Origin of the sequence: Maritimibacter sp. UBA3975 (assembly GCF_002384975.1) — a bacterium.
In the GTDB taxonomy this organism is placed as follows: Bacteria; Pseudomonadota; Alphaproteobacteria; order Rhodobacterales; family Rhodobacteraceae; genus Maritimibacter.
The window spans coordinates 1-17,834 of record NZ_DGCP01000011.1 but is presented as its reverse complement, the minus strand read 5'-3'; the positions used below and the strand labels follow the sequence as shown (position 1 = coordinate 17,834).

Here is a 17,834-nt window from a genome sequence, read left to right as displayed (position 1 = left end):
AGACTTGCATGGGCAGCGCGGGAGGGAAAGGGGTCAGAACCGGCCGGTGATGAGCAGCAGAACCCACCAGCCGCCGAGGAAGTAGGCCGACAGAATGGCGAGATAGGCCGGGATGGCAAGCCGCAGGTGGGCCAGCGTCATCGGCGGGCGCCCGGAGGGGAGGGGCGGCCGGATGACATAGGCCAGCGTGCCGATCAGTGCGAAGAGGAACAGCGCCGGCGTTCCGCTCGCCCAGCCAAGGCTCGCCATGCCCGCGAAGAACACGGCGGCGGGCAGGGGGCTCACTCGTGGCAGGCCGGGACGCACCAGAAGTTGCACGAGCGTCCCGCCGGGCAGGGGCCAGACGGGCAGGAGCGCGATGAAGTTGAATGCACCGATGGACAGCGCCGTTGTGCCGAACAATTGCTGGAGCGGATGGCCGGGGAACAGGTCGGACAGCGCAAAGGCCGCCACCATCGGCGCGAGGCCGAGCGCGGGGCCCATGAGCGTCACGAAGAAATGCGACAGGTCCGAGTCCTGCGGATCGGTCGAGACCGGCCCGGTGCGCGGCATCGGCAGGAACCGGAACCGCGCGCCGTCATGTCCGGCGAGCCGGTGGCCAAGGACCAGCCCCATCTCGTGTATGGCCAGAGCCAGAAAGACCGAAGCGCTGGTCAGCAGATCGAAGGTCAGCGCAATCGCCGCCAGCGCGGTGGCGAGGATGATCGCGTGCGATCCGGTGGCGCCGACAAGAGGGATGGAACGAGGCGCTACCATGGCGGGTCGCACGATCGCGAACGTGCCGGCGACCAACACCATGGAGAGCAGAAAAAAGGTCATGAGACCCCAAGGTTCACAGGAGGCCGGCCGGGCAGTATTTCGAGGGACGTGCCCGGCGCGGCCCTGCCTCATTTATGCCGGGTTCAGGGCATGTTGCGCAATATTCTAGACGGAAACTGATTGTTTCCCGGCTCGGTCACGAAGGCGCGGCGCGTTCTGGTGTTTCGCGAGCGGATTGCGGAATGGCGACACGGCGGAGCTTTCTGGACGCATGAAGTCTGGAAAAACCGCTGCGTCTGGGGGCATATTCGACAGAATATCAATGAATTACGCCAGCTTCGCTCGGCGAGATCGGCTTGCTTCGCGACAGGCGATCCGCCCTGGTTTCGCGCCGGCTATGCGTGGCGAAAGCGATGCGCGCCGGGCGGCGGCGGTATTGCACTCCACACACGCAGGTAGGCTTCGCCTGTGCCATGATGGGCTTTTTCGTGACCAAAGGCTAACCACAGCCCGCTGGACGCGCGCTGCCTTCGGTTCACAGAAACGGACGAAAGGCTGTGGATCGCGCTCAGATGTTCTCGGGCTGCGGCATCCCGAGGACGTGGTAGCCACAGTCGACCGTAATGATCTCGCCCGTCGTGCATTCGCCGTAGTCGGAGGCGAGGTAAACTGCGGTGCCGCCGATGGACTCCAGCGTCGCGTTCTTGCGCAGGGGAGAGTTTGCCTCGGTATGGCGGAACGTCTTGCGCGCGCCGCCGATGGCCGCGCCCGCGAGCGTTTTCATCGGGCCGGGGCTGATCGCGTTCACGCGGATGCCCTGTGGCCCGAGGTCGTTGGCGAGGTAGCGGACCGACGCCTCGAGCGCCGCCTTGGCCACGCCCATCACGTTGTAAAACGGCGTCACCCGGTTCGAGCCGCCATAGGTCAGCGTCAGGATCGTGCCGCCTTCGGTCATGTAGGGCTCGACGCGCCGTGCCACTTCGATCAGCGAGTAGCAGGAGATATCCAGCGAGTTCTTGAAGTTCCCGCGCGAGGTGTTGAGGAACCGGCCCGTCAGCTCGGACTTGTCGGAAAAGGCGACCGCGTGGACGAGGAAGTCTATCCGATCCCACCGCTCCCACAGCGCCGCGAAGCCCGCGTCGAGCTTGGCGTCGTCGGTCACGTCCATGTCGACGAGGATGTCCGAGCCAAGGCTGGCGGCCAGCGGTTCGACGCGCTTGCCGAAGGCCTCGCCCTGATAGGCGAAGGCAAGCTCCGCGCCCTCGTCCGCCATCGCTTTCGCGATTCCCCAGGCGATGGACCGGTCGTTGGCAACGCCCATGACAAGGCCGCGCTTGCCCTTCATCAACTCACCCATGTCCCCGTCCTTATCCCTGATATTTGCTCATGAGCATGGAGCCGTTGGTTCCGCCGAAGCCGAAGCTGTTGGTCATCACCGTGTCCAGCCCTGCGTTCTCCACGAGCTTTGTCGCCACTTCCGCGTCATTGATCGCGGGGTCCAGCGACTCCACGTTGATCGACGGCGTGATGAAATCGTTTTCCAGCATCAGGAGGCAGAAGATCGCCTCGAGCGCGCCAGCGGCACCCTGAGCGTGGCCCGTCATCGACTTGGTCGAACTGATCGGCGGGGTGCTGCCCTCGCCAAAGACGCGGCGCACCGCTTCCACTTCTCCGACATCACCGACGGGGGTGGAGGTGCCGTGCGCGTTGATATAGCCCACTTTGCGACCTTCGGGCAGTGTGGACAGCGCCAGCCGCATCGCCCGCTCGCCGCCTTCGCCGGAGGGCGCGACCATGTCATGCCCGTCCGAGGTGGCCGCGAAACCGGTGACTTCACCATAAATTTTCGCACCGCGTGCCAGCGCATGGTCGAGGCTTTCGAGCACGACCATCCCGCCGCCGCCCGCGATGACGAACCCGTCACGGTCATTGTCGAAGGCGCGCGACGCCTTGTCGGGCGTATCGTTGAACTTGGACGACATCGCGCCCATCGCGTCGAACAGGCACGAGAGGGTCCAGTCGAGCTCTTCCCCGCCGCCGGCGAACATCACGTCCTGCTTGCCCATCATGATCTGCTCGGCCGCGTTGCCGATGCAGTGCAGGGAGGTCGAGCAGGCCGAGGTGATCGAATAGTTGATGCCCTTGATCTTGTATTGCGTCGCAAGGTTCGCGCTGATCGTCGAGGACATGCATTTCGGCACGGCGAGCGGCCCGATCCGCTTCGGCGAGCCGGACTTGAGCACCGTCTGGTGCGCCTGGAACATCGAGGATGTCGACGGGCCGCCAGAGCCCGCGATGAGCCCGGTGCGCTCGTTCACGACGTCGCTCTCGTCGAGCCCCGCGTCGGCGATTGCCTGCCCCATGGCGAGATAGGCATAGGCCGCCCCCGGCCCCATGAAGCGCAGGGCGCGTTTTTCCACGTTCTCTTTCAGGTCGATATCCACGGCACCCGCGATCTGGCTGCGAAAGCCGTATTCGACCATGTCTTCGTTCGCGGTGATGCCCGAGCGGCCAGCCTTGAGCGACTCGGTGACCTCGGCGGCGTTCAGCCCGATGGGCGACACGACCCCAAGACCTGTCACGACGACACGTTGCATTTCTGGCTCCTTTTCTGGTGCGCCCGTCCCCGGATGGGTGTCGGTCAGCTTTCCGACAGCGCGACCTTCATGTCCTTGACCTGATAAATGACTTCACCGTCCGCCTCGACGATCCCGTCGGCGACCCCCATCGTCAGGCGACGGGTCTGCACGGCCTTGGTGAAATCCACATAATACGTCAGCATCTTGCGCTCGGGCCGGACCATGCCGGTGAGCTTCACTTCACCCACGCCAAGCGCATAGCCGCGCCCCTGCCAGCCGCGCCAGCCGAGGTTGAACCCGGTGAGCTGCCACAGGCCGTCGAGGCCGAGACAGCCGGGCATGATCGGGTTGCCGGGGAAGTGGCATTCGAAGAACCAAAGGTCCGGCGTGATGTCGAATTCCGCCACGACATGGCCCTTGCCGTGCTTGCCGCCATCGCCGGAAATGTCGGTGATGCGATCCATCATGAGCATCGGCGGCGCCGGAAGTTGCGCGTTGCCTTCGCCGAACAGCTCTCCCCGGCTGCACTTCAGCAGGTCGTCCTTGTCGAAACTCGTTGGATACTCTGCCATCAGGCCCCCGTTTCAGGTTTATTCGGTCACAAAGGTACGCGCGATCAACGCTTTTCGTCTATCACCGCCGTTTGCCGGGAAGCAAGGGCGGCCGGCGTTCGGGCCCGGCGCCCGGGGCGGGGAATCTCATTGAAAGGCACCGCCTTTCCTGCCTATATATACGGCCAGACGAGAACAGAGGTTTCGGATGACCGCACAGCAGGCACGGAATATGGGCCTCCACTGGCTCGAGAGCGCGGGGTTGCGCCCGACGCGCCAGCGCGTTGCGATCGCGTCCCTGCTCGTCGGTGACGGTCAGCACCATCATGTCACGGCCGAGAGCCTGTTCGACGCGACGCGCGCGGCGGGCGAAAAGGTGTCGCTCGCCACGGTGTACAACACCCTGCGCTCCTTCTCCGAGGCCGGTCTTCTGCGCGAGATTCTGGTGAACGGGACCAAGGGGTATTTCGACACGAATACCACCAACCACCCGCACTTCTTCTGGGAAGATACGGGCGAGTTGATGGATGCGCCCGAGGAAGACCTCGAGATTTCCGCCTTGCCGATGGCGCCCGAGGGCGCGGAGGTGTCCAAGGTGGACGTGGTCATTCGCCTGCGCTCCAAGACCTGATCAGTTCGGCGCGCGGGAGTCGACGACGTTCACATCGACCCCGTGCTCGATCAGGGCCTTCGCGGCGACCAGTACCTGGTTGAAGCCGCCGGTGGAGTCGAGCGCCTTGGATATCCGTGTCTCGTCATCACCCTGAAAGCCGGTCTCCGTCACGCGGATTTCCGTCAACGGGCCCTTTTCGTGAAAGCTCCAGCTCACCTCGGTCTTGGCATCGCCGGTGCCCCAGCGGATGTCAAAGCCGATACCGGGCCGGGCCGACACCACGTCGACGTCGATTCCCATGGCATCATCCGCGTGGCCGACATGCCACGTCAGATGCGCGTCCGGTTCGATTGGCCCCGAGACACGCGGAAACCAGAACCGCGTGATGCGGTCCGGGTCGGCGAATGCCTCGTAGCAAGTGTTCGGGTCAGCGGCGACCATGATCGCCGCCTTCGCGGTGTAGTCCATCATGGCGTTCTCCTTTGACAGGAAAACGCGAAGGGGCGGTGGGCGGTTCCTGCCCGTCACTCGGGCCGGCAAGAACCCCCGGACCGCATGGGTCAGGCGATTTCGACCAGTTCGATGTCGAAGGTCAGATCCTTGCCCGCAAGCTGGTGGTTCGCGTCGATGGTCACCTTTTCCTCGCTCACGTCTGTCACGGTCACCGGGATCTGGCGGCCGTCAGGCGTGGACATCTGGAGCATGATCCCGGTTTCAAGCGGAATGTCCTCGGGGATGTCGTTGCGCGGAATCTCGGTCACGCCTTCGGCGTGGTGCGGGCCATAGGCCTTGTCGGCGGGAACCGGGACAGTCTTGGTGTCGCCGGGCGTCATGCCGGGGATCGCTTCGTCGAGCCCGGGGATGATCTGGCCGGAGCCGACAGTGAACTCGAGCGGGTCGCGACCCTGCGAGCTGTCGAACACGCTGCCATCCTGAAGGGTGCCGGTGTAATGAATTCGGACGGTATCGCCCGATTTGACTTCGGTCATGAGTGCCTCGTTTTCGGGGGATGAGTTCTGCAAGGCCACGCGTCCGGCGCAGGTTCTTGCGGGGTGTCCCCTTAACATAGGCGCATGTGATTTGATGTAAACCGGGTCGGCGGGAGCAGGCCGTGGTTTCCACCGGGATCAGGCGACTCCCCTCAGCCCATCCGCGGGCCCGTGCCCGTCATCGCGTACCGTGAAGGTCGAGGTTTCTGACACCAGTGTCTCGGCCTGCTTTCTCAACGCCTTCACCGCCGCCGAGCTTTCTTCGAACATCGCCGCGTTGCTTTGGGTGACGTGGTCGAGTTGCGTGACGGATTGATTGATCTGTTGCATCGCGTCGAATTGCTCGCGCGCCGACGTTGCGATTTCGCTCACAAGTTCGCCCAGACGCCCCACATGTTCGTCGATATCGGACAGTGCGCTGTCGGAGGACCGGACGAGGCCGACGCCGTCGTTCACGCGCTTGACCGAGTCGGTGATGAGCTCCGCGATTTCGCGCGCGGCGTCCGAGGACCGCTGCGCCAGCGCCCGCACTTCCGAGGCGACGACGGCGAAGCCGCGCCCGCTTTCGCCCGCGCGCGCGGCTTCGACGCCCGCATTCAGGGCAAGGAGGTTGGTCTGGAATGCGATGTCGTCGATCACGGCGGTGATCTTGGAGATCTGGGCAGAACTGTCCGCGATGCCGTTCATCGCCTCGGACGTCGAACGGATCACGTCGCGTCCCTTGGCGGACCGCGCGCGCGTCTGGTCCACGGAGTCGGCGGCCTCCTTGGCCCGGTCCGCCGACCCCGCCACGGTCGCGGAAAGCTCGGTCATCGCGGCCGCAGTGCGTTCGAGCGATTGGGCCTGCTGTTCGGTGCGCTGGCCGAGCTCTACGGACGCCGAGTCGATCCCCTCGACTTCGCCCAGGGTGGACTGTGCGCCCACGAGGATCGAGGTGATGAGGCTGGAGATCTGCTCCATCGCCTCATTGAAGCGTTGGCGCAAACCTTCCTGTTCCTTTGGCATCGGCTGCGTAAGGCGATAGGTGAGGTCGCCCCGAGACAGCGCGGCGATCCCGGCGTCGAGGTCGAGACCGGCGAGTTTTCGGGCCGTAATGTCGGTGGCGAACTTCACCACCTTGTAGGGCTTCCCGAAAGCGTCGAAGATCGGGTTGTAGGTCGCCTGAATCCAGATATCGGACCCGTCCTTGCGCAGGCGCCGGAACTCCGCCTCCTGATATTGCCCCTCCGCAAGTGCCTCCCAGAACGCCCGATACCCGGCGCTCTCGCGCTCCTGCGCAGCAACGAACAGCGCGTGTTGCTTGCCGACGATCTCGTCGAGTTCATATCCCATCGCGTCGAGAAAATTGCGGTTCGCTGTCAGGATCTTGCCGGTCAGGTCGAACTCGATCACCGCCTGAGATCGGGCGAGCGCCTCGAGTTGCCCGCGCATGTCGAGTGATCTCGTCTTCACCTGGGTCACGTCCGAGGCCACTTTGATCACCCCTTCCACATGGCCGTCGTCGCCGATGATCGGGTTGTACGAGGCCTGAATCCATACGTCGGCCCCGCTGCGTATCACGCGCCGGAACTGGTCGCTGCGTGCCTTGCCAGCGCGCAGGTCGTCCCAGAACGCCTGATACCCCACACTGTCCGCCTCTCCCTCCGGCATGAAGATGCGGTGATGTTTGCCCACGATGTCATTCGGGTCGTAGCCCATCAGCGCGCAAAAGTTTCCGTTCGCGGAAAGGATCGTGCCGTCGGAGGCGAATTCGATCATGCCGGCCGTCTTGTCGATGGCCGCGACGGTCGCCGAGAGCCGGCGTTCGGACGCGACAGCCTCGGTCACATCGCGCGCGAACTTGACCACATGAGTCACCGTGCCGGTGGCGTCGCGGATGGGCAGGTAGTTCGCCTCGAGATAAACGGGAGCGCCACTGGCGCGCCGCCGCTTGACCCGGTCGAGAAACGGTTTGCCCTCGGCCAGCCTGGTCCAGAAGGACGCGTAGGCCTGCGATTCAGCATCCTTCTCGAACAGGAATTTCGCGTGGCGCTGACCGACGATCTCATCGCGCGTGTAGCCCATCGTGTCGAGAAAGGCGTCGTTCGCGTCCTCGATGATGCCGTCGGCGGTGAAACGGATGGTCGCGAAGGACGACATCATGGCCTCGGCGACGGCATCATTGTCGCTCCGGCGGGGCGCGGACCGGGATTTGCGGAACATGGGCGGTTCTCCAGATATGACAGGGCGTCAATATCCGGCTTCCCCTAACAGCCGGTGAACGTCTGCAAGTCTATCCGTTTCGCGTGGTTCAGAACCATTGCCCCGGCTCCATCAGCCCGAGATCGAGGAGCTGCTGGGACGTCCAGTCAAAGGGTACGGAGTTGTGCCATTTGAAGGTGTGGATGTCATAGGTCGACCCCGCGTTCAGCTTGAGTGCCTTGGCGGTCCGGAAGCTCACGATCGCAGCGGTCAGGTTGTTGTGCCACGGGCAGGCATAGGTGTTGTATTCCTCGTCATTGAACGTGTTGTCGGCCCGCAGGACGAGGTCGCGCTTGGCCTTGAACAGCCCCACCCGGTCGATCTTGCGCCGGTCCTTTGGCACATGCTCCTCATACCGCCAGCGCAGGCCGCCGAAGAAATCCAGTTGCCGCTCTTTCGGATAGTTGTGGTTCTCCGGGTCCGGGCGGCCGAGCGCGTAGTAGCCCGACTTGTCGATCCAGGCGTGGTCGAGCGATACGGCGTTCGGGTATCGTTTCAGGTCGCCGGCGTAGAGGTCCACGACATAGGTGAGCATGGCGCTGCGCCGTTCCTCGGTGTGAAACACAAGAAGTTCGTTCACGTTGCGCGTCTCGCAGAACGGATAGAACAGGTATTCGCCGTTGTAGCAGTAGTAGAGCCAGACGCCCTCGGCGATGTCGATGACCGCGTTCACCGCCTTCTGAACGTCCGACATCTCGAGCACGGGGTAGTCGACCCGGTGGATTTCCTGTTCCAGCGTGTGCGGCAGTTCAAGCTCTTCGGGGCCGAACACGACGATGCTCTGGAACCCGGTGAGCTGGTGGTAGCGGATCGTGCTGTCCACCTCGATCAGGTCCTCGACGAAGATCAGCGCGACGGGCCCTTTGGCGAAGGCCGCCTTGCCTGTGTCGATGAACTGTTCGAGCGATGGATAACGCATGTTCTGCCCCGGTTGGGTCCTTCTGCGGGAACCGTGGTAAACATTCCCTGAACCGCTGCCGCTTTGCAACCGTTGCAGCACCCCGCCAACTGCGGTAGGACGCCGCCTTGATCCCGACCCCGGAGCGCGCGACATGACCGATCAGACGGCGGACCCGAAGAAACTGTTCATCCGCACCTATGGTTGCCAGATGAACGTCTACGATTCCGAACGGATGGCCGAGGCGATGGGCGGCGAGGGCTATGTCGAAGTCGGCTCGCCCGAAGAGGCCGACATGATCCTTCTGAACACCTGCCACATCCGGGAAAAGGCCGCCGAGAAGGTCTATTCCGAGCTGGGGCGCTTCAAGGATCTCAAGGACGCGAAGCCGGACCTCAAGATCGGCGTCGCGGGCTGCGTGGCGCAGGCCGAGGGGCAGGAGATCATGCGGCGGCAACCGATGGTCGACCTCGTGGTCGGTCCGCAGACCTATCACCGCCTTCCGGAGATGGTCGAAAAGGTCGGGCGCGGGGAAAAGGCGCTCGACACCGATTTTCCCGCTGAGGACAAGTTCGAGGTTCTCAAGAACCGGCCCAAGGCCCGGCGCGCGCCGACCGCGTTTCTTACGGTGCAGGAAGGCTGCGACAAGTTCTGCGCCTTCTGTGTCGTGCCCTATACGCGCGGTGCCGAAGTCAGCCGCCCGCCCGAACGCATCCTGCGCGAGGCGCAGGAACTGGTTGAGCGTGGGGTGCGCGAGATCACCCTGCTCGGCCAGAACGTGAACGCCTATCACGGGCGCGGCACGCATGGCGACTGGTCGCTGGCCAAGCTGATCTGGGCGCTCAATGACATTGACGGGCTGGAGCGTATCCGCTTCACCACCTCGCACCCCAACGACATGGCGGACGACCTGATCGCCGCGCATGGGGAGTGCGAAAAGCTCATGCCGTACCTGCACCTGCCGGTGCAGTCAGGGTCGGACCGCATCCTCAAGCGGATGAACCGCAAGCATACGGCGGAGGAATACCTCCGGCTGATCGAGCGCATCCGCACCGCGCGCCCCGATATCCTGATCTCGGGCGATTTCATCGTGGGCTTCCCGGAAGAGACCGGCGCTGATTTCGAGGACACCCTGTCGCTCATCCGCGCGGTGAATTACGGGCAGGCGTTCAGCTTCAAGTATTCCTCGCGCCCCGGCACCCCGGCGGCGGAGCGCCCGCTGGTGGACGAGGCCGAAGCGTCGGACCGGCTCCAGCGCCTTCAGGGTCTCATCAACGAACAGGCGCGCGGCGTGATGGAGAGCATGGTGGGGCGTGAGGTCGGCGTGTTGTTCGAAAAACCGGGCCGGATGGAGGGGCAGATGGTGGGCAAGTCCGACTATCTCCACGCCGTTCATGTCAGTGACGAGGGAATCGCTCCGGGCGACCTGCGGCGGGTGAGAATCACCGGCGCCGGACCCAACTCATTGGCAGGCGAGGTGGTGTAGGCTCCACTCACTAACACTAGGAATTGTGTGGATTTTCACTTCAATCGCAAGCAATGGCCAAACATGACACCCAATGTCCACATGTCTTGGACAATTTCGACCTGCCCAGCATTTACATAAAGACTTTCATCGGTTTAACCTTCCTCCAATAGATATAGCGCCGTCGCCACACGGCCATTTTGGGGGATATGGAGTGAAATACCGAGTTATTTCCAGAGTCAGGACCATGGCTGCCGCCGCCGTCCTCGGGCTCGCCGCCGCTGCCGGGGTGACATCCACGGCCGAGGCGCAATCGCAAGTCACCGTCACCGGCAAGATCAACTGGGGCCTCTGGGTGGACCCGGACGGGTGTATGCACTGGTGGGCCGATGGTGGCGTCGAGGGTTACATGGTGTCGCGGCGCGACCCCAAGACGGGCCGCCACATGTGCCTCGAAAAGAACACCTGTGCCGTTCAGAACACCGACGTGCTCTTCGCGACCGATAGCTACAAGCTGACCGCGCAGGGCCAGCAATGGCTGCGTCAGTTCTTCGCGGGCGCCGGCGCCTTCGCCTATGCCGTCTACGGTCACACCGACAGCCGCGCTTCGGATGAGTACAACATCCGCCTGTCGCAGAACCGCGCCAATGCCGTGGCCGGTGTCGCGCGCCAGTCCGGGGCGGTCGTCGACCGTGTCGTGGGCTTTGGCGAGCGTCGTCCGATCGCGCCCAACAATTCGGCGGCGAACATGCAAAAGAACCGCCGCGTGGAAATCGTCTGCTACAGGTACCCGAACCCATGAAAATCAGAACCGTAATGATCGCGCTTCTTGCGCCCGTCGTCGTGGCTGGCTGTTCCGCCACCGCCTATACCGGCGGCGCGCCCAAGCTGATCGCCACCAACGTCGACCGCACCATCGGCGACGCGCCGGGGCCGCGTGACGGCATCGCCGCCGTCGCCGTGCTTCCGGATGGCTGCGAGGCCTGGATCACCGACGATGGCCTCGAAGGCTACGGCGGCGACCGATCGGACCCCAAGTCGGGCCTGCCGCGCTGCACCAACGAACTTCCGCGCGGTGCCGTCATCGGCGAATGGCGCGTCTCGCCGGACCTTCCGGATTACCTGCCGCGCTGACCTGCGCCGCAGCCCAGACACGACGAGGCCCGGCCAGCGCCGGGCCTTTTCATTTGGCGGGTCCAAAGCGTTCCTTGAACGCCTAAGGAACGGTCGCCACACGCCTCCCGCGCGCCCTTTTTGTATCATTCGCGTGAAATCAGCGCACTAATGCTTGCGTGGGAACAAGGGGGGAGGCACCATCGTTGGTACAGGCACCCGTGAAACGGAGATTTACTTGGGACTTGATGCGCTGAACCCGCCAAAATCCGAAGACATTCACGAAACTCTGCTGGAGTTCCCCGACAACCGATTGCTTATCGACCTGTGCGGGGAGTTCGACCGAAACCTCGCCCAGATCGAACACCAGATGAACGTGCATATCCTGCGTCGTGGCAATCAGCTTGCCGTGGTCGGCGATGGCGACGCGCGCGGGCAGGCGACCGCGGTGCTTCAGGCGCTTTATCAACGCCTCGAACAGGGCAAGCAGATCGAGGCCGGCGATATCGACGGCGAGATCCGCATGGGCCACGACGCGGGCGATCTGCCCGGTCCCGACGCCCAGATGGAACTGTTCAAGGGCGGGCGGGTCGAGATCAAGACCCGCAAGAAGCTGGTGGAGCCGCGCACGGATGCGCAGAAGGCCTATGTCAAAAGCCTGTTCAAGAAAGAACTCGCTTTCGGGATCGGTCCGGCGGGCACCGGCAAGACCTATCTTGCCGTGGCGGTGGGCGTGAACCTGTTCATCACCGGCCATGTCGACAAGATCATCCTGTCGCGCCCTGCCGTCGAGGCGGGGGAGCGTCTGGGCTTTCTGCCCGGCGACATGAAGGACAAGGTCGACCCCTACATGCAGCCGCTCTACGACGCGCTGAACGATTTCCTTCCCGGCAAGCAGGTCGAAAAGCTGATCGCCGAGAAACGGATCGAGATCGCGCCACTCGCCTTCATGCGGGGCCGGACGCTGTCCAATGCCTTCGTGGTGCTCGATGAGGCGCAGAACGCCACGACGATGCAGATGAAGATGTTCCTGACCCGTCTGGGCGAAGGCTCCCGCATGGTCATCACCGGCGACCGCAGCCAAGTCGACCTGCCGCGCGGCGTGAACTCGGGCCTGCACGATGCCGAGGCGCTGCTCAAGGGGATCGACGACATCGCGTTCAACTACTTCACCGCGAAGGACGTGGTACGTCACCACCTCGTGGCCAAGATCATCAACGCCTACGACGCGGCAGACCCGGCCAAGGGCTGACACTGTCGAAAGGGGCGGGCAGCCGGGGGCTGCCCGCGCATTCTTGTCTGCGTTCAAGCCACGCAGGCTTTGAGGGGTCGGCCCCTCAAACTCCCCGAAGCATGTGCCGAAGCAGAGAAGGGTCAGGATATGGCGTGGACGCCGAACGATATGGGGTCGCTTGACGGTAAGGTTGCCATGGTGACGGGAACCAGCGGTCTTTGCACCGCGATCGTTACCGGACTGGCACGGGCCGGGGCGCATGTGATCATGGCCGGGCGGTCGGTCGAGCGGGGCGAAGCCGTGCTGGACAAAATCCGGGCCGAGGTGCCGGGCGCCGATCTGAGTTTCCGGCAGGTGGACCTCGCCGATCTCGCCTCGGTCAAGGCCTTCACCGCCAGAATGCTGGCCGAAGTCGAACAGCTCGACATCCTCGTTTGCAACGCGGCCGTCATGGCCGAGCTTGGCCGGAGCGAGACCAGAGACGGGTTCGAGATGATGTTCGGGGTCAACCATCTTGCCCATTTCGCGATGGTGGTCGGGCTCTTGCCGCTGTTGAGTGCGAGCGGTGCGCGGGTGGTGAGCCTGTCCTCCGGGGCGCACAAGTATGGCGAATTCGATTTCGACGACCTTCAGAGCGAGCGGGCGTTCAAGCCGATGGTCGCCTACGGCAAGACCAAGCTCGCCTGCCTGATGTTCGCCAAGGAATTGCAACGGCGCAGCGCGGCGAACGGATGGGGAATTCGCAGCGTGGCGGCCCATCCGGGGTTCGCGCGCACCCAAGGGGTCCATGACCGTCTCCGGACCGTGCCGGTGCTGGGGTGGATCGCGGGCAAGACCGTGGTGCCGCTACTGAGCCACCCGCCTGAGAAGGCCGCTCACGCGATCCTGTTCGCGGCGACCTCGCCGGACGCCGAGGGGGGCGGCAACTATGGCCCGCAGGCGTGGAATGGCCTGAAGGGGCCGGTGGGACCGGCCTCCACCACCGATTACGCGCAGCGCGCGGACATCGCGGAGCGGCTTTGGGAGGTCAGCGAAGACCTGACCGGCGTGCGACAAGCGGACGTGATGGCGGATTGAGTGTTTGCGCCCGCGTGAATGGCGGATAAGAGCGTCGCCATGATCGTGGATGTCGTATGCGAAGATGACCGCTGGGAGGCGCTGGGGCTGGAGGCCCTGGCCGAAACCGCCTGTGCGGCGACGCTCGCGCGGCTGGGAGTCGAAGGGGCGGAGATCGCGCTGCTCGCCTGCGACGACGCCCGCATCGCGGGCCTCAACACCGAGTTCCGCGACAAACCCACGCCGACCAACGTGCTCTCCTGGCCGTCCGAGGAGCGGGGGGCGGAGGCACCCGGCGGTGATCCGTCTCCGCCCAAGGACCTGGAACTCGGCGATATCGCCATCGCCTATGACACCTGTGCGCGGGAAGCCGCCGAAGCGGGCAAGCCGATGGCCGACCATGTGACCCACCTGATCGTCCACGGAACCCTGCATCTGTTGGGTTATGACCACATAGACGACAAAGATGCGGCCCTGATGGAAGGGCTCGAGACGGAAATACTTGGCAAGATGGGTCTCGCGGACCCATATGGGGATGCGGAGGCCTGACCTCCGGCCACTTGGAAAGGACAGATGGGCGATACCGACGGCTCTTCTAGCGCGGCGCAGAGCGCGCGCGACGATGAGGATAACGCAAGGCACGAAGGTTTCTTTGGACGGATCATCGGGGCGCTCAGCCCTTCGGATTCGGATGAGGAGGGCCAGGCCGACGAACCGGGGCGCGCGACCGATGGTGCGCGCAGTCTCCCCTTGGGTATGCTCAACCTGCGGCGCATGCGCGTCGAGGACGTTATGATCCCGAAAGTGGAAGTCGTGGCCGTGCCGGAGGACATCACACTCCCCGATCTGGTCGAGAAGTTCCGCGAGTCGGGCAACACCCGTCTGCCAGTCTTTCGCGGCACGCTGGACACGCCCGTGGGCCTCGTCCACCTCAAGGATTTCGCACTGAAGCACGGTTTCAACGGCGACAGCCCGGATTTCTTCCTGGGCGACCTCGTGCGCCCGCTGATCTACGCCCCCCCGTCCATGCCCATTGGCGTTCTGCTTCAGAAGATGCAGACCGACCGGATGCACATGGCGCTCGTCATCGACGAATACGGCGGGGTCGACGGTCTGGTGACGCTCGAAGACCTCGTCGAACAGGTGATCGGCGAGATCGAGGATGAGCATGACCTCGAGGAAGGCGCGCTGTGGATGCAGGAGCCGTCCGGGTCGTGGCTCGTCGAGGCGCGTGCGCCACTTGGCGAGTTCGAGGAGGCCACGGGACTCGACCTCTTCTCGGACGAGATCGAGGAAGAGGAAATCGACACGCTGGGTGGGCTGGTCTTTCTCGAGGCGGGCCGGGTGCCCGCGCGGGGCGAAGTGATCCCCCACGAGTCCGGCGTGGAATTCGAGGTGGTGGACGCCGACCCGCGCAAGATAAAGAGACTGCGAGTCAGGATGCCGGGCGAAGCAGGGGAGTAGTCCATGCGCGCGCAGATGCAGCGCCTCGCGGGGGCGAAATGGAAAGGGCTGTTCGCAGCCCTTTTCTTTGGCGGTATCGCCGCGATCGGTCAGGAACCGTTCAAGATCTATTCGCTCAGCGTCGTCGCCTTCGCGATGGGTCTCGGCCTCGTGCTGGAAGCGCCGGGATGGAAGCGGGCCGGGCTGCTCGGCTGGATGGTCGGGACCGGCTATTTCATCGTTGGGTGGAGCTGGCTGGTGCAGCCGTTCCTCGTGGATGTGAAGGCACATGGCTGGATGGCGCCGTTTGCTGTCGTCCTGCTGGCGGCGGCGATGTCGAGCTATTGGGGCGTGGCTTCGGCGCTCGCCCATTTCGTGCGTCCCCGGCTGCGCTGGATTGCCCTGCCGGTCGCGCTGGGCCTCGCGGAATACACGCGCGGCTGGGCCTTCACCGGGTTTTCCTGGGGCGGGCCGGGGCTCATCTGGATGGAAACCCCCGTCGCGCAGCTCGCGGCATGGGTCGGGGCCTATGGTCTGGGCTGGGTGACGCTCGCGTTCGCCTCGGCGATCTATGTCGCAATCTACGGGCGCTGGCGCATGGCAGCGGTCGTTGTGGCGGGTCTCGTCCTTGCCGGGCTTGGCGTCCTCGCCGACCAGCGCCCGCTGCCGGACCGCGCCGACGCGCCGATCGTCCGGCTGATCCAGCCCAACGCGCCCCAGCACCTCAAATGGGATCAGGACTGGGTGATGACCTGGTTCGAGCGGGCCGTGGCGCTGTCCTCCGCCGACCCGGACGGGCCAGCGCCCGACCTTGTCGTCTGGCCCGAAAGCTCCATCCCGTCGCTGCAAGGGCAGGCACCCGGACTGGAGGCGCAGGCCTATGAGGCCGCGCAGCCCGCCCGCCTGATCGCGGGGATACAGCGCCGGGAAGGCGCAACCTACCGCAATTCCATCGTCTACTACGAAGGCCCGGCAGAGCCCGCCTGGATCTATGACAAGCACCACCTCGTCCCGTTCGGGGAGTTCGTGCCTTTCGGCGACCTGCTCGCCAAGGTGGGCATCCGCGGCCTCGCGCAGCAGGAGGGGTTCGGCTTCTCCGAAGGCACCGGCCCGGAGATCCACCAGTTGCCGGGCGCGCTGGGCGCCGTGATCCCGCTGGTGTGCTACGAGGCGATCTTCCCGCGCGACATTCGCGGGGCCGAAGGGCGGGCCGACTGGATTTTGCAGGCCACCAACGACGCGTGGTTCGGCACGTTCTCCGGCCCCCAGCAGCACCTCATCCAAGCGCGCTTCCGGGCGATCGAGTTCGGCCTGCCGCTGGCGCGTGCGGCCAACACAGGGATCAGTGCCATGATCGACGCCAAGGGCAACGTGACCGCCTCGCTTCCGCTGAACGAAGCCGGGTTCCTCGACGCGCCGCTTCCCGCGCCGATGCCGGAGACCCTCTATGCCCGGATCGGGGACATCCCGTTCATTGTGGCGCTTTCGGCGCTGTTTGCGGGGCTTTTGGCCTTTGCCCGGCGCAAATCCGTTGACCCCGTGACCGCCCCCCTGTAACGCAAAGTGACTTAACCGCCACAACGGCTTCCTGACGTGGCGGGTTTAGCATAACGGAGCACTTTTCATGGCACGACCCAACTACACGTTCACCTCGGAATCCGTTTCCGAGGGCCACCCGGATAAGGTCTGCGACCGGATTTCCGATGCTGTCCTGGACGCCTTTCTCACCGAGGACCCGTTTTCGCGCGTGGCCTGCGAAACCTTCGCGACGACAGACCGTGTCGTGATCGGCGGCGAGGTGCGCGGCCCGGCCAGCGTCATCGAGCGCGTCGAAGACATCGCGCGCGAATGCGTGAAAGACATCGGCTATGAGCAGAAGGGCTTTCACTGGGCGAACATGACGGTGGACAACTACCTCCACGCCCAATCCGCCGACATCGCGCAAGGCGTGGATGCGGCCGACAACAAGGACGAGGGGGCCGGGGACCAGGGCATCATGTTCGGCTTCGCGACGGACGAGACGACCGCGCTCATGCCTGCCCCGATCCTCTACAGCCACAAGATCCTCAAGCGCCTCGCCGAAGCGCGCAAGTCCGGCGAAGCACCGCAGCTTGGCCCGGACGCCAAGAGCCAGCTTTCGGTGCGGTACGAGAACGGGCGGCCGGTCGCGGTGACCTCGCTCGTGCTGTCGACCCAGCACCTCGACGCGTCCATGACCTCGGACGACGTCCGCGCGCTCGTGACGCCTTACATCAACGAGGTGATCCCGGACGAATGGATCACGGACGAGACCGAATGGCACGTCAACCCGACCGGCAAGTTCGTGATCGGTGGGCCGGACGGCGACGCGGGCCTTACGGGCCGCAAGATCATCGTGGACACCTACGGCGGGGCTGCGCCCCACGGCGGCGGTGCCTTCTCCGGCAAGGACCCGACCAAGGTGGACCGCTCGGCCGCCTATGCCGCGCGCTACCTCGCCAAGAACGTCGTCGCGGCGGGGCTGGCCAACAAGTGCACGCTCCAGCTTTCCTATGCCATCGGCGTGGCCAAGCCGTTGTCGATCTACGTCGACACCCACGGCACCGGCAAGGTTTCGGAAGCGGCCATCGAGAAAGCCGCGGCACGGGTCATGGACCTCACTCCGCGCGGTATCCGCGAACACCTCGGCCTCAACAAGCCGATCTTCCAGCGCACGGCGGCCTACGGCCACTTCGGGCGCCCGACGGAGGATGACGGCGGGTTCTCGTGGGAAAAGACGGACCTCGTGGACGCGCTCAAAGCCGCGGTCTGAACGACACCGAAAAATGACGAAGGCCCCGGTATCGACCGGGGCCTTTTTCCTTGCGCCGACCCGCCCCCTTCTTCGGTCTCAAAATACCTCGGTGGGGGGTGC

General features: G+C 64.5%; 18 protein-coding genes and 1 riboswitch. Of the genes, 10 read left to right on the top strand and 8 right to left on the bottom strand.

Annotated elements, in window-relative coordinates; all coding sequences use genetic code 11:
• Positions 1–33: 33 nt before the first annotated feature.
• The 4 genes from B2585_RS10820 to fabA all read right to left on the bottom strand — a co-directional run bounded on the left by B2585_RS10820 (position 34) and on the right by fabA (position 3,910).
• On the bottom strand, positions 34–819 hold the full coding sequence (locus B2585_RS10820; protein ID WP_292022936.1) for a hypothetical protein: 786 nt from the start codon (positions 817–819) through the stop codon (positions 34–36).
• A 508-nt stretch (positions 820–1,327) separates the two neighbouring features.
• A complete protein-coding gene (locus B2585_RS10815; protein WP_292022934.1) occupies positions 1,328–2,116 on the bottom strand; it encodes an enoyl-ACP reductase FabI in 789 nt (262 codons plus the stop codon).
• A 10-nt stretch (positions 2,117–2,126) separates the two neighbouring features.
• Complete coding sequence (fabB, locus tag B2585_RS10810; protein WP_292022931.1) at positions 2,127–3,356, bottom strand: beta-ketoacyl-ACP synthase I; 1,230 nt, start codon at positions 3,354–3,356, stop codon at positions 2,127–2,129.
• 44 nt (positions 3,357–3,400) lie between these two features.
• The gene (gene fabA / locus B2585_RS10805; RefSeq protein WP_292022929.1) at positions 3,401–3,910 is read right to left on the bottom strand and encodes a bifunctional 3-hydroxydecanoyl-ACP dehydratase/trans-2-decenoyl-ACP isomerase; all 510 of its coding nucleotides are present in this window, start codon (positions 3,908–3,910) and stop codon (positions 3,401–3,403) included.
• Positions 3,911–4,097: 187 nt separating this feature from the next.
• Here fabA and irrA point away from each other — a divergent pair, with 187 nt between their 5' ends.
• On the top strand, positions 4,098–4,520 hold the full coding sequence (gene irrA / locus B2585_RS10800; protein WP_292022927.1) for an iron response transcriptional regulator IrrA: 423 nt from the start codon (positions 4,098–4,100) through the stop codon (positions 4,518–4,520).
• On the opposite strand, the gene B2585_RS10795 is transcribed toward irrA, so the two are convergent.
• The 4 genes from B2585_RS10795 to B2585_RS10780 form a co-directional block, all read right to left on the bottom strand.
• A complete protein-coding gene (locus tag B2585_RS10795) occupies positions 4,521–4,973 on the bottom strand; it encodes an SRPBCC domain-containing protein (protein ID WP_292022925.1) in 453 nt (150 codons plus the stop codon). It abuts the gene before it with no gap.
• 89 nt (positions 4,974–5,062) lie between these two features.
• Positions 5,063–5,491 carry an FKBP-type peptidyl-prolyl cis-trans isomerase gene (locus B2585_RS10790; RefSeq protein ID WP_292022923.1) on the bottom strand — a complete coding sequence of 143 codons (429 nt, stop codon included), beginning with the start codon at positions 5,489–5,491 and terminating at the stop codon, positions 5,063–5,065.
• Positions 5,492–5,629: 138 nt separating this feature from the next.
• The gene (locus B2585_RS10785) at positions 5,630–7,693 is read right to left on the bottom strand and encodes a methyl-accepting chemotaxis protein (protein ID WP_292022921.1); all 2,064 of its coding nucleotides are present in this window, start codon (positions 7,691–7,693) and stop codon (positions 5,630–5,632) included.
• A gap of 88 nt (positions 7,694–7,781) precedes the next feature.
• Positions 7,782–8,651, bottom strand: coding sequence for a hypothetical protein (locus B2585_RS10780; RefSeq protein ID WP_292022919.1), 870 nt, complete (start codon positions 8,649–8,651; stop codon positions 7,782–7,784).
• 133 nt (positions 8,652–8,784) lie between these two features.
• Here B2585_RS10780 and miaB point away from each other — a divergent pair, with 133 nt between their 5' ends.
• The 9 genes from miaB to metK all read left to right on the top strand — a co-directional run bounded on the left by miaB (position 8,785) and on the right by metK (position 17,732).
• On the top strand, positions 8,785–10,116 hold the full coding sequence (gene miaB, locus B2585_RS10775; protein ID WP_292022917.1) for a tRNA (N6-isopentenyl adenosine(37)-C2)-methylthiotransferase MiaB: 1,332 nt from the start codon (positions 8,785–8,787) through the stop codon (positions 10,114–10,116).
• Positions 10,117–10,342: 226 nt separating this feature from the next.
• The gene (locus B2585_RS10770) at positions 10,343–10,897 is read left to right on the top strand and encodes an OmpA family protein (protein WP_292022914.1); all 555 of its coding nucleotides are present in this window, start codon (positions 10,343–10,345) and stop codon (positions 10,895–10,897) included.
• Positions 10,894–11,229: a hypothetical protein gene (locus B2585_RS10765; protein ID WP_292022912.1), complete on the top strand. Its 336-nt coding sequence runs from the start codon at positions 10,894–10,896 to the stop codon at positions 11,227–11,229. Before B2585_RS10770 ends, B2585_RS10765 begins: the two co-directional genes overlap by 4 nt.
• A 217-nt stretch (positions 11,230–11,446) precedes the next feature.
• Positions 11,447–12,460 carry a PhoH family protein gene (locus B2585_RS10760; protein WP_292022911.1) on the top strand — a complete coding sequence of 338 codons (1,014 nt, stop codon included), beginning with the start codon at positions 11,447–11,449 and terminating at the stop codon, positions 12,458–12,460.
• A gap of 129 nt (positions 12,461–12,589) precedes the next feature.
• Positions 12,590–13,519 (top strand): SDR family oxidoreductase, encoded by a 930-nt coding sequence (locus B2585_RS10755; RefSeq protein ID WP_349678306.1) that lies wholly within the window; start codon positions 12,590–12,592, stop codon positions 13,517–13,519.
• A 39-nt stretch (positions 13,520–13,558) separates the two neighbouring features.
• Positions 13,559–14,047, top strand: a complete 489-nt coding sequence (ybeY, locus tag B2585_RS10750; RefSeq protein ID WP_292024019.1) for an rRNA maturation RNase YbeY — start codon at positions 13,559–13,561, stop codon at positions 14,045–14,047.
• Positions 14,048–14,071: 24 nt separating this feature from the next.
• The gene (locus B2585_RS10745) at positions 14,072–14,962 is read left to right on the top strand and encodes a hemolysin family protein (protein WP_292022908.1); all 891 of its coding nucleotides are present in this window, start codon (positions 14,072–14,074) and stop codon (positions 14,960–14,962) included.
• A gap of 3 nt (positions 14,963–14,965) precedes the next feature.
• Positions 14,966–16,498 carry an apolipoprotein N-acyltransferase gene (lnt, locus tag B2585_RS10740; RefSeq protein WP_292022906.1) on the top strand — a complete coding sequence of 511 codons (1,533 nt, stop codon included), beginning with the start codon at positions 14,966–14,968 and terminating at the stop codon, positions 16,496–16,498.
• Between the two features lie 12 nt (positions 16,499–16,510).
• Positions 16,511–16,559: riboswitch (SAM-SAH riboswitch) on the top strand.
• Positions 16,560–16,565: 6 nt separating this feature from the next.
• Positions 16,566–17,732, top strand: a complete 1,167-nt coding sequence (gene metK / locus B2585_RS10735) for a methionine adenosyltransferase (RefSeq protein ID WP_292022905.1) — start codon at positions 16,566–16,568, stop codon at positions 17,730–17,732.
• Positions 17,733–17,834: the final 102 nt, after the last annotated feature.